Raw genomic sequence first — 23,868 nt, 5'->3', positions numbered from 1 at the left:
GCACACGTCGTGATGCGGCGCGTCAGCCGCCGTTGCGCGGCAGGAAGTTCATCGGATCGACGACCTTGCCGTTCTGCCGGACCTCGAACTCGAACGTCGAGCGGCCGCTCGCGTCGGTGCCCATCTCGGCGATCGGCTGGCCCACGCGCACCGCGTCGCCTTCGTTGACGAGCAGCCTGCCGTTGTGCCCGTAGGCCGTGATGAGCCCGTTGTCGTGCTTCAGGATCACGAGCGGGCCGTACGCCTTCACGCCGGAGCCGGCGTAGACCACCCGCCCGTTTGCCGCGGCCCGCACCGAATGGTCGGGGCCCGACGCGGCGATCGTGATGCCGCGCGTCCTGCCGGCCGAGAACGGCGCGGCGACGCTTCCCGTCGCCGGCCATGCCAGCGAGCCCGGTTGCGCCGCGGTGGACGGCTGCCCGAGCGACGTCGCGGCAGGCGGCGGCGCGACGCGCAGCACCTGGCCGGGCGACACGGCGTCATTGGGCGACATGCGGTTCCAGCTGGCCAGGTCCTGCACGCGCTGCCCGTAGGCGGCGGCGATGCCGGCGAGCGTGTCGCCCGGATTCACGCGGTAATAGCCGGCGATCACGCCCGGCGTGGCGGCCGACATGGGCGTCGACGGCCGCACCGGCTGCCAGCTGTCGGTCCACGGCGTCATCGTACAGCCCGTCAGCGCGGCGGCCGCGACGATGAGCGCCGCCTGCGGCAACCAGCGCGCGAGCGCCTCGTGGATCGGAATCGTTTCTCTCAAGGGTCCTCCCGGATTTGCGTCGATGCGCCGCCCACCGCCCTCCGGCACGCGACGCACGATGTCCGGCCGCACGGCCGGACCAACCAGTATCCGACCGCTGTCGCGGCCGTCAGTTTCCACAGCGGGACGCCGACGCGACGGGGCTCACCGGCCCCCTTTTCGCGCCATTTGCACGTCGTCCCGATCGTGAAAGATACCATTTGTCGCGGTCGGGACCGCGACAGGCGCACGACCCGGCAACAATCTTGCATCGCCCCGGCCACGCGCCGACGGCCCGCAAGCCGCGCCGCGCGGGCGTCCGGGCGGGTTCCTGCCGGCTGGACCGGGGCGGCCGGCCGACCAATGCCCCGTTGCCGGCCACCTCCTATACTCCGAGATGCACCGCACGATCCGCCAATAAAGAGGAGATCAACATGAACAATGCGACGTTTCTGTCCGTGCAGCTCAACGCCGAGGATTTCGCCGGTTCCAGCGGCCTCGTCGAATTGCTCAACCGGCACCTGGTGTTCGCGACGGACGTCGCCGAAGCCGCGGACGCCCTCGTCCAGCTGGCGAGCGTCGCGCACCTGAGCGGCGCGACCCGGCACAGCGTCGAGCTGCCGGTGCTCGCGATCGAGCGGCTGCGCGAGGCGCTCGACACGCTGAGCGGCTACGACGAAGCGTGGCTGCAAGCGCTCGAACCGGCCGAGGCGCTGTTCCGGGACATCGGCCGCGGTCCGCGGCCGCTGCACTGACGCGGCGGACGCCAATGAAAACAGCCCGTCGTTCCGTGATGCGGAACGACGGGCTGCGTGTACTGCTCGGTATCAGCTCAGGCCGCGCACGCGGCCGGCGATCGAAGGCGATTAACGACCCTTGTAGACCGGTGCGCCATCCGACACGCGCTTCACTTGCCAGCCGGTCTTGGCGGCTGCCGGAGCGCCCGACTCTTGCTGGGCGGCCGATTGCGCGCCGTAGCCGCTCGTATCGGCAGCGGCGACGTTTTGTTGCGGGCTCAGACGGGCTTCAGCTGCCTGGATGCCTGCCGGGTAGTCGGTACGGTCGCTGCCCAGCTTGTAGCCGGCCTGTTGCAGCTCGGCCAGCTCGGCCTTGACCTGCGCACGGGTGACGGGCGCGTTCTGTTGGGCAAACGACACGGCGGGAACGGCGAGGACAGCAGCTGCAGCGAACGTTGCGATCAGCGATTTCATGATTACCTCCGGTATTTTTTGCTTCGCCGCACACACCATGTCTGCAGCGATTGATCAAAGTTTAGTCCGGAGATCACCTAGGGAAAACCATGAAAGAACGAAAACACTGTTTCCGCGGAGCCAACAATTCCGGGATCCGGGAACGAAAAACCCTACTCAAAGAATAGAATTTCGCAACAATACCGTCCTCGCAGCCGGTTACGACCAGTTCGCGTGGAAGCTGCCCGGCTTGTCGGTGCGCTCGAACGTGTGCGCGCCGAAGAAGTCTCGCTGCGCCTGCACAAGGTTCGCCGGCAGCCGCTCGGAGCGGTAGCTGTCGAAGTACGCGACCGCCGACGCGAACGCCGGCACCGGCACGCCGGCCTTCACCGCGGCCACCACGACGTCGCGCAGCGAAGCCTGGTAGTTCGCGGCGATGTCCTTGAAGTACGGGTCGAGCAGCAGGTTCGCGAGCGCCGGATCCTTCGCGTACGCGTCCGTGATCTTCTGCAGGAAACGCGCGCGGATGATGCAGCCCGCGCGGAAGATCTTCGCGATCGTCCCGAGGTCGAGGCTCCAGCCGTACTCTTCGGACGCCGTGCGCAGCTGCGCGAAGCCCTGCGCGTACGAGATCACCTTGCTCAGGTACAGCGCGCGGCGCACCGCTTCGATGAACGCCGCACGATCGCCGTCGAACGGTGCCGCGGCCGGGCCCGACAGGATCTTGCTGGCCGCGACACGCTCCGTCTTCAGCGACGACAGCACGCGTGCGAACACCGACTCGGTGATGAGCGGCAGCGGCACGCCCAGATCCAGCGCGTTCTGGCTCGTCCACTTGCCGGTGCCCTTCTGCGCGGCGCGATCGAGGATCACGTCGACGAGGTGCTTGCCGGTTGCGTCGTCCTTCTTGCCGAAGATCTTCGACGTGATCTCGATCAGGTAGCTGTCGAGCTCGCCCTGGTTCCACTCGGTGTACACCGCGCCGAGTTCGTCGTTGGTCAGGCCCGCGACGTCCTTCAGCACCGCATAGCTCTCGGCGATCAGCTGCATGTCGCCGTATTCGATCCCGTTGTGGACCATCTTCACGTAGTGGCCCGCACCGTCCGGGCCCATGTACGCGACGCACGGCTCGCCGTCCGACGGCGCCTTCGCGGCGATCTGCTTGAGGATCGGCTCGACCAGGTCGTATGCGTCGCGCTGGCCGCCAGGCATGATCGACGGGCCGCGCAGCGCGCCCTCTTCGCCGCCCGACACGCCAGTGCCGATGAAGTGCAGGCCCGATTGCGCGAGTTCCTGGTTGCGGCGGATCGTGTCGGTGAAATGCGTATTGCCGCCGTCGATCAGCACGTCGCCCTTCTCGAGCAGCGGCTTGAGCGAGGCGATCGTTGCATCGGTCGCTTCGCCGGCCTTCACCATCATCAGGATCCGGCGCGGCGTTTCGAGCGACGCGACGAACTCCTCGAGCGTATAGGTCGGTACCAGATTGCGACCGGGGAATTCGGCGATCAGTTCGTCGGTTTTCGCGCGGCTGCGGTTGTACACCGACACCGCATGACCGCGGCTCTCGATATTGAGTGCGAGATTGCGGCCCATCACCGCGAGTCCGATCACACCGATGGCTTGTTTGCCCATTATTCAATTCTCCGGAAAAAACGGGGCGCGACCCGAACCGGGCCGCGCGCACAGGCGAAAGGATAGTGGAAACCCGGCCGCGATGCGCGCCGGCGTGTCATTGCTCCGCGTGCGGCAGCCGGCGGAACACGACACTCAGGTTGTTCGCCGGCATCTCGACGACCTCGATGCAGTCGAGCCCGCGATCGAGGCCGAGCGCCACGACCGCCTCGAGATCGCGCACGCCCCACGACGGGTCGCGGCTGCGCAGCTGCTGGTCGAAGGCTTCGTTGGACAGCGCCGTGTGCCGGCCTTCGCGGCGATACGGGCCGTACAGGAACAGCACGCCGCCGGGGCGCAGCGCGCGCGACGCGCCGTCGAACAGCGCGTCGGTGCACGCCCACGGCGAGATATGAATCATGTTGATGCAGACGATCGCGTCGAGCGCCGCGACCGGCCACGACGCATCGCGCACGTCGAACGCCAGCGGCTCGGCCAGGTTCGCGAGGCCCGCATGCGCGACCCACGCGGCGATCGAGCGGCGCGCTTGCGCGTCGGGATCGCTCGGCTGCCAGCGCAACCCCGGCAGCGCCTGCGCAAAATGGACCGCATGCTGCCCGGTGCCGCTCGCGATCTCGAGCACACTGCCGCTCGCCGGCAGCACGCGGCGCAGCACGTCGAGGATCGGCCCGCGATTGCGCTCGGCGGCCGGCGCCGACAGCCGGGCGGACGGATCGGGCGAAGACGTCGACCCGGTCACGATGCGTGCTCCGGTGCACCGCCGCACACGCCGAGCCGCGCGTTCAGCGCGTCGAGCGCGGGCGCGCATCGCGCCTCGACCTTCAGCGTCAGCATCGGATCGGCGCGCGTGCGGCCGAGGTTCAGCGCGGCGACGGGCTTGTTCCGCGCCTGCGCCCATACGCAGAACCGATAGCCGGAATACACCATCAGCGACGAGCCGACGACGAGCAGCGCATCGGCCGCATCGAGCGCCTGCGACGCCAGCGCGACGCGCTCGCGCGGCACGTTCTCGCCGAAGAACACCACCGCCGGCTTCAGCAGCCCGCCGCAGGCCGGGCAGGCCGGAATGCGGAACGTGTCGAGCGCGGCCCATTCGAGGTGCGCGTCGCCGTCGGCGGCAGGCTCCGCCTGCGCGCCCAGCAGTTCCGGGTTGTCCGTTTCGAGCAGGGTCTGGATCGTCGCGCGCGCGTGATGCGCGCCGCATTCGAGGCACGTGACATGGTTGATGCCGCCATGCAGTTCGATCACGTCGCCGCTGCCCGCGCGCTGGTGCAAGCCGTCGACGTTCTGTGTGACGAGGCGCTCGATCCGGCCCGCGCCGCCGAGCCGCGCGAGCGCGACGTGCGAGCGGTTCGGCTGCGCGCGCCCGACCACCGGCCAGCCGATCATGCTGCGCGCCCAGTAGCGTCGGCGCGCCGCGTCGGAACCGAGGAATTCGTGCAGCTGGATCGGCGGGGAGCGCATCCATTGACCGTTGTGGTCGCGATAGCCGGGAATGCCGGAATCCGTGCTGATGCCCGCACCGGTCAGCACGAGCAGCCGCGGATGGCGCTCGACGAACGTGTGCAGCGCATCGAGCGCAGCCGGATCGACGCTGGCGGATGAGGGGTCGTGCAAGGTGGTGTCGTTCATGTTGGCGGCGCGTGTTCGGGCGCGGCGGCAGGTCGTGCACCGCACGGGCGGCCAGCGCGCCAGCACATGATACAGAACGCCGCGCGATCGGGCCGGCGGTCCGCGCGCGAGACCGGCGCGCAAAAAAAGACGCCCATCGACCACATGGTGACGGGCGCTTCAACAATTGATCCATCGGGGTAGTGGATCAACTGACAGCACAATGTCATCGGATCCGCCGCGGCACGGCCGGCGGACCTTTCCCCGGAACTACACCTTCTATTTCCTGTTTGGTGCGCGGATCGCCGCGCTGGACCGCATGCGAAACACATGCGCAAGCGTCGGGCGCGGTGCGCCCGCGTTTCGCGCGTCGGCATGATGATCCGGAAGTCATGGTCGCCATCTGCATGCACCGGCGGTTCATCCCCGACGACCGACCGGCAATCGTCGGCCTCGCGCGTCACGCGTGCACGTCGTCGTTCAGAACGAATCCGGTGGGTTCGGATGGAATGGAAGGCCGCGCGCTCACGTCGCCGCAATCAACGGCGACGCGAAGTCACGGGCAGGTCGGCGATTCATGTTTGCAACACGGCGCGTTGCGATTCGGTCTGTTTTCATTCTGTTGTCCCCGTCTTCTGTACGTCCGACCCACTGAAGCGATCGCCCGGCCCCTGCTGCGCCCGCGATCGCGCTCACGGCACATACAGATATGCAAGGAGCGCACCATGCTTCGCTGCGCAAGGCTGCGCAGGCCGATGAAACGACCCCGATGCAAATCGCACGGCAATGGCAATGCGTGAATGTTTCGAAAGTGAAACGACGGGAAACGGCCCGGGAGAGCGACGGCGAAGTTGCAGGAGTGGGGATGCGTGCGCCGGCCGTACGCTTGCGCCTGCATGACGCCGACGATCTGCTTACAATCGCCCGACGCTGGCCGCGTTCATCGCGCGGCGGTTCGTCGCCGGCACCGGACCCGGCGTCGCGGCACGTGGCGGAGCGCCTCGGTCTCGCGCCGCAGGGCACGACGCTGCAGATCGACGCGTCGCGAACATCGCGAACACGTTAGCATTCGGACACCGTACGGCGCGCGAGCGCTTCGCCCCGTCTACAAGGAATGCACATGTCCCTGCCCGCCTTCGACCGCGCCGACGTCGCGCATCGCGTCTTCTCGGCCGAGCGGCTGTCGATCGGCCTGACGTTGCCGCTGCTGCGCAGCGGCCACACCGTCGCGGATTTCAACGAGCAGCTCGAACTCGCGGCGCTCGCCGATTCGCTCGGTTTTCGCGCGCTGTGGATTCGCGACGTGCCGCTGAACAGCGCCGACTATCCCGACCCGGTCGGGCATCTCGATCCGTGGGTGCTGCTCGGCGCGCTCGCGGCGCGCACGCGCCGGATCGTGCTGGCGAGCGGCGCGATCGTGCTGCCGCTGCGTCATCCGCTGCATGTCGCGAAGGGCGCGCTGTCGGTCGCGACGCTGTCCGGCGGACGCTTCATCCTCGGCCTCGGCTCCGGCGACCGGCCGCCCGAATATGCGGCGTTCGGCGTCGACGCGCAAACGCGGCGCGACCGGTATCGCCGGCATTGGGACATCGTCGCGGCCGCGCTCGCCGTGCCGTCCCGCGTGGTGCCCGACGAAACGCCGCCCGACGCACCCGAGTTCACGCTGCTGCCGCGCGGCGACGACGCGGTGCCGATGCTCGCGGTCGGCTCCGGCGGACAAAGCGTCGACTGGATCGCACGGAACGCGATCGGCTGGATGACCTACCACCGCGATCCGGACACGCAGCGGGCGCGCCATTCGATGTGGCGCGCAGCGGTCGAGCGGCTTGCACAACCAGCCTTTCGCGCGTTCGGCGTGTCGATGCGGCTCGATCTCGATGCGAATCGCGATGCGCCGGCCACCGCGCTGTCACTCGGTTACGCAACCGGACGCAACGCGCTGATCGGCATTCTCCGGGACATGCGCGCGGCCGGCACGCACCATGTCACGCTGAATCCCGGCTCGGACCGGCCAGTGCGCGAGGTTATCGAGGAAGTCGCCGAGCACGTGCTGCCGGTCTTTCACGATGAGGAACGCTGATTCGTCAGGAATCCGCATCCAGCATGCCCGATGCGGTATGCCCGAATCGAATATTCATCGACGGAACTATTCGGCGGCGCTCGCGATCATGTTAACTTCCGTCCATCGTCCAGACCGGCGGGCCACGCTTCGATGCACGCCCGCACGCCTACTCATGCGACATTTCCTGCTCGGCTGGCTGCTTGCCGCCGTCGTCTCGGCCGCCCACGCGGCCGCTCCCGCCCATACCGCCGCATCGGCCGCCTCCGGCGCCGTGCCGGCGCTGACGCCGCAACAGGCGCAGCAGGCCCTCTCCGTCCTGCAAAACCCGCGCGAACGCGAACAGGTCGAAACCACATTGCGCGCGATCGCGGCCGTCGGCGTGCTGAGCACGCCCGCGCTGCCGGCGAGCGGCGCGGCGCCGGCCAGCGCGGCCTCGGCCGCCGCCGCCCCCGCCGCGCTGACGACGAACGGGCTCGCGTCGCTGGTCGTCCGGCAGGGGTCGCGCTGGGCCGCCCAAATCGGCGGCGCGCTGCGCGAATCGCTGAGCTCGCTGCTCGATGTCGGCTCGGTGGGCAACTGGTGGCACGAGCGGCTGGTCCGCGCCGACGCACGGGCGGACCTCACGCGCGCGATCGGGATCATTCTTGCCGTGCTCGTGCCGGCGTTCGTCATCGAATGGTTCGCGAGGCGGCTGCTGCGGCGCGCGCTGGCCGCCCTGAGCGCGCGCCGCGCCGAATCGTCGCGTCTGGCCGAAGGCGAGCCAGCCGAGCCCGCCGGGTCCGAGCCGCCCGCCCCGGACGACCACACGGCGCCGGCCTCCACGATCGACGCCGCCGCCAGGGCGGACGGCACCGGCAGGCCCGATACGTCGTCGCAAGGCCGCGGTCATGCGCGGCGCAACACCACGCTGCTGCGCCGGATGCCGCGCGCGCTGATCAGCCTGGCGCTGCGGGTCGTGCCGCTGCTGGTGTTCGTCGGCGTCGCGAGCCTGACGATGTCGTTGCTCGACGACGCCGGCACGCCGACCGAAATCGCACTCGAATCGCTGATCGACATCTACGTGATCTGCCGCCTCGTGACGATCGTCAGCCGGCTGTTCTTCCAGCCCGATGCGCCGCAGCTGCGGCTGCTGCACATCAGCGATGCCTGGGCCGCGTTCGCGCAGCGCTCGATCGCACGGATCGCGATCGTCCTCGGCGCCTGCACCGCCGCGGTCGAGCTCGCCGGAAGCTTCGGCCTCAGCGACGCCGGTCACGTCGCGCTGCTGAAAGCCGTCGCGCTCGTCGGCCACCTGATGATCTCGGCGCTGATCCTGCGGTGCCGCCAGCCGGTCGCCGCGCGCATTCGCGCGGCCGGCGACGAGCGGCCGGCCTTCGCGGTGATCGGCAACGCGCTCGCCGACGCGTGGGCGCCCGTGGCGGTGTTCGTCGTGATGGCGTTGTGGTTCGTGTGGGCGCTCGATGTTCACAACGGCTACCGCGTGTTGATCACGCTCGGCGGCCGCTCGATCGCCGTGATGGTCGGCATGCGGATCGTGTCGATCGTCGTGTTCGGCGCGCTCGCGCGGCTGTTCCAGCGCCGCGACGACGATCGCACGCTCGTCCACCTGCACGCGTACCGCTACTACCCGCTGATGCGCCAGATCGTGTCGGCGGTGATCGCCGTCGTGACCGTCGTGCTGCTGCTGCAGACCTGGGGCGTGCCGATCTTCCATGCGTTCGGGACCGGCACGATCGGCCATCGGCTCGCGTCGGCGCTGATCACGATCGCGATCGCGGCCGTCGTCGCGCTGCTCGTATGGGAAGCCGCGAACATCGCGATCGAGCGGCGCCTGCAGCTATGGACGCGCGAAGGCAATCTCGTGCGCGCGGCGCGGTTGCGCACGCTGCTGCCGATGCTTCGTTCGCTGCTGTTCATCCTGATCGCGCTTGTCGTCGTGCTGACGGGCCTCAGCGAAATCGGCGTGAACATCGGCCCGCTGCTCGCGGGCGCCAGCATCTTCGGCGTCGCGCTCGGCTTCGGCTCGCAGAAGCTCGTGCAGGATTTCATCACCGGGATCTTCCTGCTGATGGAGAACGCGATGCAGGTGGGCGACTGGGTCACGCTCGCCGGCGTGTCGGGCACGGTCGAATACCTGTCGATCCGCACCGTGCGGCTGCGCGCGGGCGACGGATCGCTGTACACGATTCCGTTCAGCTCGGTGACGACCGTCAACAACACGAACCGCGGGCTCGGCAACGCGGCCGTCAAGGTCAGCATCGCCTACGGGCAGGACATCGATCTCGCGATCGCGACGCTGAAAGAGATCGGCGCCGCATTGCGCGACGACCCGAACTACAAGGACGGCATCCTGTCGGATTTCAGCTACTGGGGCATCGATCAGGTCGACGGCGCGATGATCGCGCTGGCAGGACAGATCCAGTGCAAGGACTCGGCACGCTGGGGCGTGCAGCGCGAGTTCAACCGGCGGATCGCGGTGATGTTCCGCGAACGCGGGATCCGGATCGCGAATCCGCAGCGCAGCCTCGTCGCGTATGACGAAGGTTCGCGACCCGTGGGCCCCGCATACGATGGCGATGCCGCCGACATGCCTGCCGCCGACACGCATCCCGCGCCGCCGCCGGAGCGCAAGCCGAACTGATCGCGCGTGCCGCTCAGCGTGCCGCCGGCTTCTTCGCGCGCGGCACGCGCTTCGCGGCGGCGGTCGATGCAGCAGGCTTCGCCGCGCGTTTCACGCCCGCGCCGCGCCGTAAGCCGACCGGCGCTTCGTCGACAATGGCACCGCGCTGCGCATGCCAGTGTTCGAGCAGCACGCGCGTCTGGTCGGCGATCGTCGCCATCAGTAGCGCGCCGCCTTCACCGTCGAACCCGTCCCAGTCGAGCAACTGCAGTGCCGAGCGCTGCACGAGGTGGAACACCGTCAACTGCCCGAACAGGCTCATCGTGCGCAACCGCGTGACGGGATCGTCGGCCGGCCGCCCCGAGATCCGGCCGACCAGTTCGGCGCTCACGTCGTTCAGCGGTTTGCGTACGCGCTTCATCAGAATGTCGGTCGCGCCTGCCGGCTCCTGCCCGACTTGCTCGCGCGCGAAGAACATCCGTTGCCCCAGCGTCTTCGGCACCGTGAAGATCCGATCGGCCAGCGTGCGCAGGATGACGATGAACGCGTCGATCAGCGCGTCGACGTCCGCCTCCGCGTCGAGCGCCGCACGCGCATGCTCGACCGCCGGCCCGAGCACGCTCCAGCCGATCTCGGCAATCGCCTCGACGCACGCGCGGTACACGCCTTCCTTGTTTTCGAAGTAGTACTGGAGCGCCGGCGCGTTCACGCCGGCCTTCGCGGCGATGTCGCGCGTCGATGCACCCGCGAATCCGTGTTCGCCGAACAGCTCGATCGCCGCATCGATGATTCGCCGACGCGTCTCGTCGCCGCGCGCGTAGCCGCCCGTCGACGTACGGCGCAGCTTCTTCGCTTCGTTCATGCCTTCCTCGTCACTCGATCGAACCACATTCTACTTGACAGATTTTTACCGACTGGAATAATTCGTCCGCCTGGAATAAATTGGATGACCTCATGTCGACGTCGCAACCCCCGTCACTGAAAGAAAATCGTCAGGGAACCGCATCGCCACGCAACGTCGGTTCGAGGCGGCGGCACATCCTGATCGCCGTCGCCGTGGTCGCGGCCATCGGCGCCGCCGTGTCGCTGGGCCGCTGGTGGACGGTCAGCCGCTTCATCGAAAGCACCGACGACGCCTATCTGCAGGCCGACAACATGACGGCCGCGCCGAAGGTCGCCGGTTACGTGACCGACGTCTACGTGCGCGACAACCAGGTGGTCAAGGCCGGCGACCCGCTCGTGCGGCTCGACGTCCGCCAGTACCAGGTGGCGCTCGCGCAGTCGACCGCGACCGCCGACGCGCGCCGCGCCGACATCGCGCGCGCGGAAGCCGACATCAGCCAGCAGCGCGCGAACCTCGAGCAGGCCGAAGCACAGGCGAAGGTGGCGCAGATCAACGCACGGCACGCGAGCGACGAATACGCACGCTACGCGCCGCTCGCGGCGACCGGCGCCGAGACGCACGAGCGCGTGGCCGACCTGAAGAGCACGCGCGACCAGGCCGCCGCGACGCTCGCCGCGAACACTGCGTCGATCGCCGCCGCCCGCACGCAGATCGCGTCGTTCACCGCGCAGTTGCAGCAGGCGCGCGCGCAGCTCGAAGCCGCGCAGGCCAGCGCCGCGCAGGCACGGCTCGACCTCGACAACACGATCGTGCGCAGCACGCTCGACGGCCGCGTCGGCGACCGCACGGTGCGCGTCGGCCAGTACGTGCAGCCCGGCACGCGCCTGCTGACCGTCGTGCCGGTGGATGCGATCTATCTCGTCGCGAACTTCAAGGAAACGCAGATCGGCCGGATGCGCATCGGCCAGCCTGTCGAGCTGCACGTCGACGCGCTGCCGGACGACACGCTCAGCGGTACCGTCGACAGCTTCGCACCGGGCACCGGCGCGCAATTCGCGCTGCTGCCGCCCGAGAACGCGACCGGCAACTTCACGAAGATCGTGCAGCGCGTGCCGGTGCGCATCCGCCTCGCCGCGAACGCGCACGCGCCACGCATGCTGGTGCCGGGGCTGTCCGTGACCGTCGACGTCGACACGCGCGCGGACGGCAACGAGAACCGCCATGGCTGATACCGCCGCCACCCCGCCCGCGCCGCCGCACGAAGGCCGCGCGAGCGTCACCGACTGGATCGCGGTCGCCGCCGGCGCGCTCGGCGCGCTGATGGCGACGCTCGACATCTCGATCACCAACTCCGCGCTGCCGCAGATCCAGGGCGAAATCGGCGCGACCGGCACCGAGGGCACGTGGATTTCGACCGGCTACCTGATGTCGGAAATCGTGATGATCCCGCTCGCCGCGTGGCTCACGCGCGTGTTCGGGCTGCGCAACTTCCTGCTGACGAATGCCGCGCTGTTCATCGCGTTCTCGATGATGTGCGGCTGGTCGAATTCACTCGCGATGATGATCGCCGGGCGCATCGGCCAGGGCTTCACGGGCGGCGCGCTGATCCCCACCGCGCAAACCATCATCCGCACGCGGCTGCCGCTGTCGCAGCTGCCGGTGGGGATGACGCTGTTCGGGCTGATCGTGCTGCTCGGCCCGCTGTTCGGTCCCGTGCTCGGCGGCTGGCTCGCGGAGAACGTCAGCTGGAGCTGGTGCTTCTTCCTGAATCTGCCGGTGTGCCTGCTGCTGATGGCGCTGCTGGTGTTCGGGCTGCCTTCCGACCGTCCGCAATGGAACACGTTCTTCAACGCGGACTGGCTCGGGATCGCGGGCCTCGCGATCGGGCTGAGCTCGCTGACCGTCGTGCTCGAGGAAGGCCAGCGCGAACGCTGGTTCGAGTCGCAGATGATCGTCACGCTGAGCTGTGTGTCGCTCGCCGGCATGATCCTGATCGCGTTGTCGCAGCGGTTCGCGCAGCGGCCGATCATGCGCCTGTCGCTGATGCGCAATCCGCGCTATGCGAGCGTGATCGTGATCGTGTCCGCGGTGGGCGCCGGGCTGTACGGCGTGTCGTACCTGCTGCCGCAGTTCCTCGCGATCGTCGCGGGCTACAACGCCGAGCAGGCGGGCGCGATCATGCTGCTGTCGGGCCTGCCCGCGTTTCTCGTGATGCCGATCCTGCCGCGCCTGCTCGGCAAGGTCGACTTCCGCGTTCTCGTGATCTCGGGGCTGCTGCTGTTCTGCCTGAGCTGCATGCTCGACATCGGCCTGACCGCGCAGAGCGTCGGCCATGATTTCGTATGGTCGCAGCTGATTCGCGGCGTCGCGCAGATGCTCGCGATGATGCCGCTGAACCAGGCGTCGATGGCCGCCGTCGCGCGCGAGGACTCGGGCGACGCAGCCGGGCTCTACAACATGGCGCGCAACCTCGGCGGCTCGATCGGGCTCGCGATCATCGGCACCGTGATCGACCGGCGCACGACCTTCCATGCGGCCGCGCTGCGCGAATCGGTCAGCGCCAATTCGCTGATCGGGCAGGAACGGTTGTCGGCGTACGCGGCGAACTGGTTCGCGCACACCGGCGACCTCGCGTATTCGCATCTGCGTGCGCTCGGTCAGCTCGCGCAGCAGATCCAGATCCAGGCCATCGTGATGACCTATTCCGAAACCTTCTACCTGCTGGGTCTCGCGCTGCTCGCGTGCGTGCCGCTCGCGCTGCTGCTGAAGACGCCGCGCGGTCCGCAGCCGATGTCGTCCGGCCATTGAACCGTCTTACACGATGAAGCCCTTCTCCCTGCCCCGCCGCCCTGCGCTCACGCTGTGCGCAGCCGCTTGCCTGCTCGCCGGCTGTACCGTCGGCCCCGACTACCGCGGCGCACCCGCGGCACCCGACGCGCCGACCTTCGTGCGTGCGCCCGCCACCGGCGTCGCCCCCACCGCACCCGCGCCGAGCGCGTGGTGGCATGCGCTCGGCGATCGCCAGCTCGACGACCTGATCGCCGCCGCGCTCGCGCACAACCCCGATCTGCAAGCCGCGCAGGCCCGGTTGCGCGCGTCGCGCGCGCAGCTGTCGCAACAGCGCGCCGCGCAGCTGCCGAAATCGTCGGCCACCGTCGCCGCGATCCGCGCGCGCGAACCGGACGTCAGCGCGCTCGGCTCGCTGCTGCCGTCCGGCAACTCGAACCAGTCGGGCGGTTCATCGCCGTCGCTGGCCGGCTCGGGCCCGCTGCAACTCTATTCGGCCGGCTTCGATGCGACCTGGGAAATCGATCTGTTCGGCGGCACGCGCCGCGCGGTCGAAGCCGCGTCCGCGCAGGCGGAAGCCGTGGACGCCGACCTCGCCGACACGCAGGTGTCGATCGCGGCCGAAGTGGCGACCGCGTACGTCGACCTGCGCGACCAGCAGCAACGGCTCGCGCTGTCGCGGCGCACGGCCGAACTGCAACAGCACATGCTCGAACTCACGCAGCAGCGCCGCGCGCGCGGCGTCGCGGCCGATGTGGACATCGAACGCCTGACGACGCAGGTCGAAAACACGCGCGCGTCGTTGATCCCGCTCGATGCGCAGGTGACGGAGTCGCTCGACCGGCTCGCGATCCTGACCGGACGCGCGCCCGGCGCGCTCGATGCCGCGCTGTCGGCATCGAGCACGCTGCCGACGCTGCCCGGCAGCGTGCCGGTCGGCGATCCGGCCGCGCTGCTCAAGCAGCGCCCCGACATCCGCGCGGCCGAGCGTCGGCTCGCGTCGAGCAATGCGCAGATCGGCGAACACATCGCCGACTATTTCCCGAAGGTGACGCTGCTCGGCGATCTCGGCTTCAGCGCGACGGACCCCGGCCATTTGTTTCGCAAGCAGAACTTCACGTGGGTCGGCGCGCCGTATCTGCAATGGAACATTCTCGACTTCGGCCGCACGCGCGGCGCGGTACGGGCGGCCGAAGCGTCGCGCGACGAAGCGGAGGCGAATTACCGGAAAGCCGTGCTCGGCGCATTGCAGGACGCGAACACGGCGCTGCAGCGCTACGGACACCAGCGCGAACATGTGATCGCGCTCGCCAAGGTGCAGACGTCGGCCACGCATTCGGCCACGTTGATGGACCAGCGGTATCGCGCGGGCGTCGCGTCGATCATCGATCTGCTCGACACGCAGCGCGAGGCGCTCGCCGCGCAGCAGAACGTGATCGCTGGAAAGGCCGAACTCGTCAAGGATTACGTATCGCTGCAGAAGAGCCTCGGGCTCGGGTGGCAGACGAACGCGGGGTGACATGCGCCGGGCGCTCGCCCGGCAAAGTTCGTTGATGGCGCCGGCACCGACGATTCGAATGTTTCTTCCACAACGGTTCGCCCATTACGATTCGAACCGAGAATGATCCGCCCGATGAAGTTGCGATTACAACCAAATCGGGTTTCGAAAATTACAAAACACCCCCGATCTTTTCAAAAGCATTTCAGCTTAATTCATTTAATTTTGTTTCATATAATCAGAAAAAGTTTGACACCGAACTTTCGTTCTTGATACCGTCCGATGCAAGCAATCTGACACATTGCAAACCACGCAATCGATTCCGCTCGACGCATTTCGCTTCCGCTGCACCAAAGTTCTCGCCGCCGATCGCCTCTCATCCGTCGGCGCATGCAACATCCCGATGCATTTCATTGGGCAGCTGCCGTCCGGCAGCGGGCCGAAGGACCGAACCGAATGAGCAGGATACCGAAACTGTTGCTCTAGCGATCCCGCCTGCATCAAGCCTGCTCGCGCGGCCGACCCGCAACGCGGCGCAGCGCCACCACTACCTGGCATTCCAGCATTTCGCTCCCGGAGGTCACCGCCTTTCCGGATCGGGCGAAAGGCCCCGTCGCGTTCGCGCCATCCGCGCGAGCGCGGCGGATATCGGCGGTACATGATCCGCGCCGCCGTCGACTGTTGTTGTTCATGCCGTTCGATGTTCAACCGGAGGGGTAATTCAAAATGAATCAGGTTGCAGACAAGAAACAAAAGCACATCCGCATCGTCAAGCTCGCGTTCGCCGCCGCGGCAGCCGCTTCGTTCGGCATGACGGCCGTCCATGCCGCACCGGCCGCCGGCTGGACGGAAACGCGCACCAAGGGATTCCTGCCGCTCGTCCAGCAAGGTGAAAGCAGCAGTACCGCCGGCGCACCGGCGGCCAGCACCGCCGCCGCTGCCGCGTCTGCCATCGAGATGGCGCCCGGCGAATCGGTGGACATCGTGCTCGGGCTGAACCTGCGCAACGAAGCACAACTCGATCAATACCTGCGCGACCTGCATACGCCCGGCTCGCCGCACTACAAGCAGTTCCTCACGCCGGCGCAGTTCGCCGCGCAGTACGCGCCGACCGACCAGCAAGTCGCCTCCGTCGTCGCGCACCTGCGCAAGGCCGGCTTCGTCAACGTCGTGGTCGCGCCGAACCGCCTGCTCGTGTCCGCATCCGGCACCGCGGCAACGATCAAGTCGGCCTTCCGCACGACGCTCAAGCGCTTCACGCACAACGGCCGCAGCGTCTACGCGAACACCGACGCCGCGCAGGTGCCGAATGCGATCGGCGGGATCGTCGGCGCCGTGCTCGGCCTGCAGAACGTCGAGCTCATGCATACCGGCGCGGGCAGCAAGCCGCAAGGCAACACCAGCAACCTGACGATTCCCGCCGGCGCATCCGCGGTGCCGCACAACCCGACCGAGTTCTCGTCGCTTTATGGCGGCGACGGTACGCCGACGGCCTCGCAGACCACGGTCGGCATCATTTCCGAAGGCGACCTGTCGCAGACGGTCAGCGACCTCAACACGTTCGCCGCGAACAACGGCCTCGGCACGATCAGCAGCAGTGTCGTCCACACAGGGCCGTCAGGCAGTTCGTACACCGATACATCCGGCACCGTCGAATGGAACCTCGACAGCCAGTCGATCGTCGGCACTGCCGGCGGCAGCGTGAAACAGGTTGTATTCTACGTGGCGCCGTCGATGACGCTCACGGCGATCACCGCCGCGTACAACAAGGCGGTGAGCGACAACGTCGCGAAGGTCATCAACGTGTCGCTCGGCGTGTGCGAATCGTCCGCGTACAGCACCGGCTCCCAGGCGACCGACGACACCATCTTCAAGCAGGCCGTCGCGCAGGGGCAGACCTTTTCGGTGTCGGCCGGCGACCACGGCGCATACGAATGCGCGAGCGGCAAGCCATCGCGCTCGACCTACACGGTGAGCGAACCCGCGACGTCGCCTTACGTGATCGCGGTGGGCGGCACGACGCTGTTCACCAATACGTCGACCAACGCGTACAACAGCGAAATCGTGTGGAACGATCCGAGCTGGCAGCAGGGCACCGTGTGGTCGACGGGCGGCGGCTACAGCAAGTATGAAGCCGCGCCGTCGTGGCAATCGTCGAGCGTCACCGGGTCGACCAAGCGCGCGCTGCCGGACGTCGGCTTCGACGCCGACCTGCGCACCGGCGCGATCCTGGTGGTGAACGGCCAGACGTCCGACACGCTGTGGGGCTCGGGCTACCTGAACAACGAAGGCGGCACGAGCCTCGCCGCGCCGATCTTCACCGGCATCTGGGCGCGGCTGCAATCGGCGAACAACAACGCGCTCGGCTTCCCGGCGTCGAGCATCTACAAGTACTTTCCGAGCAACGCGGCCGTGCTCCACGACGTGACGTCCGGCAACAACGGCAGCGGGACGTACGGCTACAACGCAAAGGCCGGCTGGGACGCGACGACGGGCTTCGGCAGCGTGAACATCTCGAAGCTGAACACGTTCATCCAGAGCACGTCGGATTTCGCGCGCTGATGGCCGGATGACGCGCGAGGTTCCGCGCCTGTCGGCGGAGCCTGGCGCTGCCCCGCGAAAAGACAAAACCCGCGAAGGCCGTGAAGCCCTCGCGGGTTTTTCGCATTCCACGCCGGGCCGCGACAGGCGACCGTGCGTTGCGCGCTGCCGCCGCACTTTCTTGCGGACGGCAACGCCTATACATACAGCTCAATGGTCCGGCGATGCTTCGGCGCGAACGCGCCGGCCCTCCACTTCAGCGCGCATCGCTTGCGCACGCGCGGCCAGATGCAGACGTAGCGCCTCCGATCGATCCGCGTGGGCACGGGCAAGCAGTTGGTCGTGGTCGATCGGGCCCGCGGCCGGCAAACCCAAACGTTCATACTGCTCGGCCGGTGCGTCGCTGGCACGCATCAGATCCCGGGCGAGTGTCGCCATGCGCTGCTCCACGGCGGCGTCGTACAACGGTTGCGCCTGTCCGGGATCCGTCTGCAAGTCGAACAGCAGCGTTCCGGCACGATACGAATATCCAATGGGCCGGCTCGCGATCTTCATCATGCTCACGCCCTGTGAAAACGGAAACGGCGGTGCCAACTCGATATCCTGCAGTTCGTCGACGCTGAACATCTCGCGCATGTGCGTGGGCATCAACGTATATTCATACAGTGGCGCGTTGCGGTCCGGGTCCGGCCCTGACCGCATATATACGTAACGGCCGTCCGTCACGTTGACGTGTTCGCCGTGCATGCCGAACAGCGCCGCCTCCCGAACCGGCAGATCCTCGTCGATGGTTTTCGCGAGCGCCACGCCCTGCATGCGCGGCGTTGCTTGCACGCCGAAGAAATCGAGCAGCGTCGGCGCGATGTCGATCATCTGCACGAGCGACTGGCGCCGAACGCCCGCACGGCGGGAACGCGGGTCCCAGATGAAAAGCGGCGTATGCGCGAGCTCGTCGAACCAGGGTTGCGCCGTCTTGGCCCACCAACCGTGCTCTCCGAGCATGTAGCCATGATCCGTGCACACGATGAGCATCGTGTCCTGCCACAGATTCAGTTCATCCATCAGATCGAGAATCCGCCCCAACGAGTGATCGCACATGGATACAAGCGCGGCATATTCGAATCGCGCGTGCCGAATGTCGTCGTCGGTTTCGTTTCCGGATACCGGACCGTATGGCGGCCAGTCGAAATGCGCGTCCGTGTTCGTTTGGGGATAGAGATCGCGATACTTCGGATAACTGGCGAATGGTTCATGCGGATCGAACGTCTCGATCTGAAGCAACCACGAATCCGCATCGTGATTTTCCCGGATGAACGCCTCGCCCGCGTCGAACGTCAGCGTTTGTGGATGGAGATCTTCGGTCGGGTAGTACTGGCGGTTGACGAAGTCTTGGCGCGCGGCCTTCTCGTTCAGCGCCCCCTTGAGCCGCGCCGGAATCGGCGGCTGCCGGATTTGCCCCTTCCACGGGTCGCCCTCCTGCCCGCGAAAGAACTCCCAACTGCTGTACCGCGTGTGATAAGTCGCGCCGCCATCTTCCCAATAGTGCGGATGATCGCTGGCCAGATGCGTATGGATGCCCTCGCGTCGAAGCATGTTCGGCATCGAATCGTCGAACGGCTCGAGCGGCCCCCAGCTTCGATGCAGGAAGTTGTAGCGCCCCGTATGCAATTCCCTGCGGGCGGGGATGCACGCCATGCTGCCGATATAGCAGTTGTCGAACGTCGCACTCCACCCGGCAAGCCGCTGGAAATTCGGCGCCTTGACCCACTCGTTGCCATAAGGCGGGAGCATGTGCCGATTGAGGCTGTCGTACATCACAAGAATTGCTTTCATGATTCGCTCATTTCACTCCAGAATTAATGCTCGTCAGTTTCGTGTACGGATACGAAGCTGGTTACGCACCTCGCCGACGCCCGGCACGCGCTGCGCGGTAGCGGTAGCCAACGCGCTCTGTTCCGAATCCGCTACATCGCCGGAAAGCGTCACGACATCGCCGCGCACGAAGATCAGCAAGCGACTCGCATCGAGTCGCTTCGCTCGCCCGAGCGCACGCGCAACGCGCTTCCTCAATTGGCGATCCGCCGCCTTCTGCGCCTTGGTGGGCGCCGCCGCGGGCATTGAAGAAAGCGCCGGTTCCGCCTGCCGCTCCTGAGCCGCCGCGCTCGCGGCCAGCACCGTCAGTGCCGTTGCCACAGCGGCCCGGCACACCATCACTCGAACATGCATACATCCTCCCCGTCGAATCGATGCGCCGATCGTGCTTCGTGTTCGAGCACGAACTTGCCATCGAATGTGTATCTAGAATTGCGTGATCATCCCGATCGAAACACCGGTCACCGCGCGCCCGTCCGGACGAAGATTCAATGCCGACACGTTCGTGGGATCTTTCTTGTAAGCACCGGAAAACCCGTTTCGGTCGAATTCAACATAGAGTTCGGAGCGCTTCGACAGAAAATATTCGACCATCGCATACGTCGTCATTTTTCGGCCGTCGGCGCCCGCGACATTTTTCAGGTTGCTGGCGATGTCGTAATAGGTCGCACCGGTGAACTGCAGCGTGGGCGTTACCCGATAGACGAGCCCTACCGACGGAATGTGATCGCGCCGTTCCGCGCCGGCCGCGGTCGCCGCGGAAACCTTCAGTGCGCTGTAGCTCAAATACATCCGGGTCGGCCCGAGCTGCCACGTTGCCCCGCCCATCGCCGTCTCCGCATGTTGCGAGGCGCTGGCGTTGTAGGTCTTCTGATACGCGGCGGCCAGCAGCAGCGTCCGAAACTGATAGCTGGTGCCGATGGCGAAGTTGGTCCCGGCCCGCGTATTGCCGGCCACCCCGCCCGGCGAATAGCTCGCCCGCAACGTGAATCCGCCGCTACGCCCGACATACTTGATCGTATTGTTGAAGCGCGCGTCCAGCGTGAAGAAATTCCCGCCCCACAGAATGCCGGGCACGGTGGCCAGCGAAGGCCCGTTGGCCTCGTTCGGGTCGAGCTGAACCCCAATGTCTTCCGCTGCGTTGAGTTGACGCCCCAGCATCAGCCGGCCGAATCCCCCCTCCAGTCCGACATAGGAGCGCTGAGAGAAAAAAGTACTCGACGTTTTCGTGCCGCCCGTGCCAGTAATGAAGCCACTCTGCAACATGAAGATCGCACGCCATCCCGCGCCCAGGTCTTCCACCCCGCGGATGCCGAACGAGTTGCCCGAAATGGAATTGCTGTCGAACCCTATCTGATGCCCACCTTGTACCCCGTCGGTCCAACGCACGCCTCCCCCCACCGTTCCGAACAGCGTCACGCTCGACTGCGCATACGTATATCCCGAGATCACCATGGCGATCACCGCTACAGCTTCTTTCCGCACTGTCTCCTCCATTTAATAATTAGTTATATTAATTATTTGTCATGAAAATTCATTCGGAAAACTGCCTGGCAAATGCCACCGCCCGACCTGGAAATCAGGTCGCCGAGCTATCGGCTTCGACAACCCCGCGACCTGAGCGCCGTCAACGTTCCTGCTGTTCGCGCCACTCGCCGGGACGCGGCAAATCGACGACCGGGAATCGGGCGCCTTTCCCGGCCGGCAGCACATCCGCTGTCTCAACCTGCCAGCGCAACAAGGACGCGAGCAGATCGGCCTCGATCTCGGCGTATTCCGGCATACCGGCCAGATTCGTCGTCTCGTTCGGATCGGTCGTCCGTCGATACAGTTCCGGCCCTTCGTACAATCGCCACACGTAAGTCCATTCAAGCGTGCGAACGACCGCCACTTTTCCGACCGACTCGGGATGCTCCCTTTGCTGCGTGCCCTTGATGTCGTACGGGAAGCCGGCATTCTCGAAATAATCGGCTTCCTTGACGAGAAATCCTCCTTCGCTGAACACCTTCTCGCGATGCGGCACCCCGGTGTCGCGAAGGCACTGCACGAAGCTGCGCCCGTAGTGCGCATGCGTGGCCTCGAGACCCGCCAGATCCAGCAACGTGGGGAACACGTCGATCATTTCCACCAGCGCGTCGGAAACGGTGCCGGCCACACCGGGCGCCGACACGCCCGACACGATCAGCGGGTTTCTCAGCAGGCATTCGTGCACACCGGATGGCCACTTTTCGGCGAGACCGAAATCGCCGAGATATTCGCCGTGATCCGAGAAGAAGGTGGTGATCAGCCGCTCTGGCTCTGTCGCCTGCCGGGCCGCATCCACGATCCGCCCGACGTGATGATCGAGCCTCGACACCATCCCGTAATACACGGCGCGCAATTCCCGCCACTGCGCGTCGGTCATGTGATCCCAGCCGTGCGCCTTCGTGAGCGCGTCGACGTAGGCCGGCATGCGCCCGCTTCCGGCGACACGTTCGGGCACCGTCTCGCGGTCGTACATCGAGAACCATGGCTCTTCCGCCTCGAACGGAGGATGCGGGGCAAAGAGCGGGACATACAGCACCCAGGGTTCCCGCGGCGGAGACTTGAGCCAGTGCTCCGCTGTCTTGACCACTACTTCGTCATATTCGACGTTCGCCTGATCCTGCGAGCGCTGCCCGCGATAGAACGCACGGACCATCGGATCGCTCGGGTCGCCCTGCGTCTTGCTCCGCAGAAATTCGCCGGCGCTGCGCCGCGTTTCCTCGGGCAGGAAGCCGTGCTCATGCATCGACAACTCGGTCGCACCGGCGGCAAACGAGTCGCCACGGCCACCCGCCATCGCGACGTGGTAGCCGCTTTCCTTGAAGACGCGCAGGAAATTGGGTTCATGCGGGCCGAGCAAGTGGCCGAGCGTCCGATGACCGCCAACATGCGGATAGCGGCCCGACAGGAACGATACGCGCGACGGGGAACACACGCTGTGCTGTCCGAACGCTTGCGTAAAGGCCACGCCGTCGGCTGCGAGCCGGTCCAGATTCGGTGTCCGGACCTGGGTTGATGGATGCACGGCATGCACGCAATCGGCACGTAGCTGATCCGCGACGATGACGATGAAATTGGGCTGCTTGGTCATTTCAAATCCGATGGTAAAGAGACGTTCGATGTCAACGAACCGCTTTGATGAAGATGATGACGAGCGCACCGAGCGCCGTCGCGCAACTCGCCGTCACGAACAACGTGTCGTAACGGATCGCACCGCCGGGCAATGTCAGCCATGTCACGAAAAGCGACAGCACGAATTGCGGCAGCACGTTTGCGAGGTGGAACACGCCCATGTCCTTGGCCGCGGTATCGGGATCGGGCAGCACTTCGGTCACCAACGCCAGATCGACGGCAAGATACGCGCCCTGTGCCAGACCGATCCACACGATCACGCCCAGCAGCTGCGCGAGTGTGGTACAGGCCAGCAACGCCAGCAGACCGAATGCCATCCCCACCCCTGCCACGAAGACGAATACCTTCCGGCGTTGCAGGCGGTCCGACAGTCGCCCGAACAGCAACGCGCTGACCGTCATCGCCGCCGTGGCGACCAGCAGGCACATGAACATCGCGTGCGGCGTTTCCTGTTGCGACAGGCCGATCCGGTCGCGCAGATAGAACATCAGATAGTGTTGCAGGCAGCTCACGCCGAACAGCACCAACGCACGCGATAGCCACGCGATGGCGAAATCGGGGTGCTTGATCGGATTCGTCCAGAAACATGCAGCCAGCCGCTTCCATTGCAGCCGCTTGAAATGACCTTCCTCGAGTCTCCGGTCATTCGCAAACACGACAAAACACGTGATGGCGGTAAACGCGATCGCACCTTGCAACATCGCGACGGACACGAGATCGGGCGCCAGTTGCCGCACGATCCACACGCCCAGCAGAATGCCGATCGGCGGCGTGAATCCGACGATCGAGGAAAAGAATCCGAGCCGGGCGGGCGGCACCTGATCCGGGAGAATCGCGTTGAGCCCGCTCAAGGTCGCATTGAACGACAGCGCCATCAGTGCCCACCCCAGCGCAAGCTGAGCCGGCGATCCAGCCGTTGCCAGGATCGCCATGGCGCCCAGACCGGCCACCGCACCGCCGAAGATCCACGGTTTGCGCATGCCCCAGCGGGCCCGCGTGTGATCGCTCAGCACCCCGAAGATCGGTTGCGCAATCGATCCGACGATCGCGCCCACGCCGATCGCCTGCGCAAGCACGTTCGCCTTGTCCAACGGCGCGATGCGCTCGGCCAGCATCGGCAGGATCATCATCGGATACGGTATCAATGCAAGCCAGACGCCGATAAAGGCTAGCGTCAGGGTAATGCCGAGATGTCCGCGGGAGCGCCTGCCGGGCGCCGCAAGCACGAGTTCGTCCATAGTGTCTCCATTGCAGCCGATTGGGCAAAAAACCACCCTGAATCATTCGACCTGTAAATTGCTGATGCGAAAATTCCCCGCCCA

General features: G+C 66.5%; 18 protein-coding genes. 7 read left to right on the top strand and 11 right to left on the bottom strand.

The genetic code is table 11. The features are described 5' to 3' along the window. Window positions 1-22: 22 nt before the first annotated feature. On the bottom strand, window positions 23-754 hold the full coding sequence (locus ACP26O_RS26110) for a peptidoglycan DD-metalloendopeptidase family protein (protein ID WP_011658329.1): 732 nt from the start codon (window positions 752-754) through the stop codon (window positions 23-25). A gap of 413 nt (window positions 755-1,167) precedes the next feature. Here ACP26O_RS26110 and ACP26O_RS26105 point away from each other — a divergent pair, with 413 nt between their 5' ends. After that, window positions 1,168-1,488 carry a hypothetical protein gene (locus tag ACP26O_RS26105; RefSeq protein WP_011658328.1) on the top strand — a complete coding sequence of 107 codons (321 nt, stop codon included), beginning with the start codon at window positions 1,168-1,170 and terminating at the stop codon, window positions 1,486-1,488. Between the two features lie 111 nt (window positions 1,489-1,599). Here ACP26O_RS26105 and ACP26O_RS26100 read toward each other — a convergent pair whose 3' ends face one another. The 4 genes from ACP26O_RS26100 to ACP26O_RS26085 form a co-directional block, all read right to left on the bottom strand. Then, a complete protein-coding gene (locus ACP26O_RS26100) occupies window positions 1,600-1,944 on the bottom strand; it encodes a DUF4148 domain-containing protein (protein ID WP_006754857.1) in 345 nt (114 codons plus the stop codon). A 198-nt stretch (window positions 1,945-2,142) separates the two neighbouring features. Beyond that, a complete protein-coding gene (gene gndA / locus ACP26O_RS26095) occupies window positions 2,143-3,555 on the bottom strand; it encodes an NADP-dependent phosphogluconate dehydrogenase (RefSeq protein WP_006760524.1) in 1,413 nt (470 codons plus the stop codon). Window positions 3,556-3,652: 97 nt separating this feature from the next. Continuing rightward, a complete protein-coding gene (locus tag ACP26O_RS26090) occupies window positions 3,653-4,294 on the bottom strand; it encodes a DUF938 domain-containing protein (RefSeq protein ID WP_175663133.1) in 642 nt (213 codons plus the stop codon). After that, window positions 4,291-5,187, bottom strand: a complete 897-nt coding sequence (locus ACP26O_RS26085; RefSeq protein ID WP_175663134.1) for an NAD-dependent protein deacetylase — start codon at window positions 5,185-5,187, stop codon at window positions 4,291-4,293. Before ACP26O_RS26085 ends, ACP26O_RS26090 begins: the two co-directional genes overlap by 4 nt. A gap of 1,099 nt (window positions 5,188-6,286) precedes the next feature. On the opposite strand from ACP26O_RS26085, the gene ACP26O_RS26080 reads away from it, so the two are divergent. Then, complete coding sequence (locus ACP26O_RS26080) at window positions 6,287-7,246, top strand: LLM class oxidoreductase (RefSeq protein ID WP_175663135.1); 960 nt, start codon at window positions 6,287-6,289, stop codon at window positions 7,244-7,246. A 154-nt stretch (window positions 7,247-7,400) separates the two neighbouring features. Beyond that, window positions 7,401-9,869, top strand: a complete 2,469-nt coding sequence (locus ACP26O_RS26075) for a mechanosensitive ion channel domain-containing protein (protein WP_175701234.1) — start codon at window positions 7,401-7,403, stop codon at window positions 9,867-9,869. A 13-nt stretch (window positions 9,870-9,882) separates the two neighbouring features. Here the strand turns inward: ACP26O_RS26075 and ACP26O_RS26070 are convergent, their stop codons facing one another. Then, window positions 9,883-10,710 (bottom strand): CerR family C-terminal domain-containing protein, encoded by an 828-nt coding sequence (locus tag ACP26O_RS26070; RefSeq protein WP_175663136.1) that lies wholly within the window; start codon window positions 10,708-10,710, stop codon window positions 9,883-9,885. Window positions 10,711-10,802: 92 nt separating this feature from the next. Between ACP26O_RS26070 and ACP26O_RS26065 the strand changes: the two genes are divergently transcribed. From ACP26O_RS26065 to ACP26O_RS26050, 4 genes are all read left to right on the top strand, one after another. Next, window positions 10,803-11,921, top strand: a complete 1,119-nt coding sequence (locus ACP26O_RS26065; RefSeq protein ID WP_175663137.1) for an HlyD family secretion protein — start codon at window positions 10,803-10,805, stop codon at window positions 11,919-11,921. Further along, window positions 11,914-13,500 carry a DHA2 family efflux MFS transporter permease subunit gene (locus tag ACP26O_RS26060; RefSeq protein ID WP_012365648.1) on the top strand — a complete coding sequence of 529 codons (1,587 nt, stop codon included), beginning with the start codon at window positions 11,914-11,916 and terminating at the stop codon, window positions 13,498-13,500. Before ACP26O_RS26065 ends, ACP26O_RS26060 begins: the two co-directional genes overlap by 8 nt. A gap of 13 nt (window positions 13,501-13,513) precedes the next feature. Further along, window positions 13,514-14,998 (top strand): efflux transporter outer membrane subunit, encoded by a 1,485-nt coding sequence (locus tag ACP26O_RS26055; protein ID WP_175663138.1) that lies wholly within the window; start codon window positions 13,514-13,516, stop codon window positions 14,996-14,998. Between the two features lie 705 nt (window positions 14,999-15,703). Further along, complete coding sequence (locus ACP26O_RS26050; protein ID WP_175663139.1) at window positions 15,704-17,539, top strand: S53 family peptidase; 1,836 nt, start codon at window positions 15,704-15,706, stop codon at window positions 17,537-17,539. A gap of 189 nt (window positions 17,540-17,728) precedes the next feature. Here ACP26O_RS26050 and ACP26O_RS26045 read toward each other — a convergent pair whose 3' ends face one another. The 5 genes from ACP26O_RS26045 to ACP26O_RS26025 all read right to left on the bottom strand — a co-directional run bounded on the left by ACP26O_RS26045 (window position 17,729) and on the right by ACP26O_RS26025 (window position 23,784). After that, a complete protein-coding gene (locus ACP26O_RS26045; RefSeq protein WP_426356340.1) occupies window positions 17,729-19,351 on the bottom strand; it encodes a sulfatase in 1,623 nt (540 codons plus the stop codon). 33 nt (window positions 19,352-19,384) lie between these two features. Further along, on the bottom strand, window positions 19,385-19,744 hold the full coding sequence (locus ACP26O_RS26040) for a BON domain-containing protein (protein WP_175663141.1): 360 nt from the start codon (window positions 19,742-19,744) through the stop codon (window positions 19,385-19,387). Between the two features lie 72 nt (window positions 19,745-19,816). Further along, window positions 19,817-20,875 carry a porin gene (locus ACP26O_RS26035; RefSeq protein WP_279607346.1) on the bottom strand — a complete coding sequence of 353 codons (1,059 nt, stop codon included), beginning with the start codon at window positions 20,873-20,875 and terminating at the stop codon, window positions 19,817-19,819. A 142-nt stretch (window positions 20,876-21,017) separates the two neighbouring features. Then, on the bottom strand, window positions 21,018-22,505 hold the full coding sequence (locus ACP26O_RS26030; protein ID WP_175663143.1) for a sulfatase-like hydrolase/transferase: 1,488 nt from the start codon (window positions 22,503-22,505) through the stop codon (window positions 21,018-21,020). Window positions 22,506-22,536: 31 nt separating this feature from the next. Further along, window positions 22,537-23,784, bottom strand: a complete 1,248-nt coding sequence (locus ACP26O_RS26025) for an MFS transporter (protein WP_175663144.1) — start codon at window positions 23,782-23,784, stop codon at window positions 22,537-22,539. Between the last annotated feature and the right edge of the window lie 84 nt (window positions 23,785-23,868).

Source organism: Burkholderia sp. R-40, from assembly GCF_049942845.1.
Classification (GTDB): domain Bacteria; phylum Pseudomonadota; class Gammaproteobacteria; order Burkholderiales; family Burkholderiaceae; genus Burkholderia; species Burkholderia ambifaria.
This window is presented reverse-complemented; position numbering and strand designations above follow the sequence as displayed.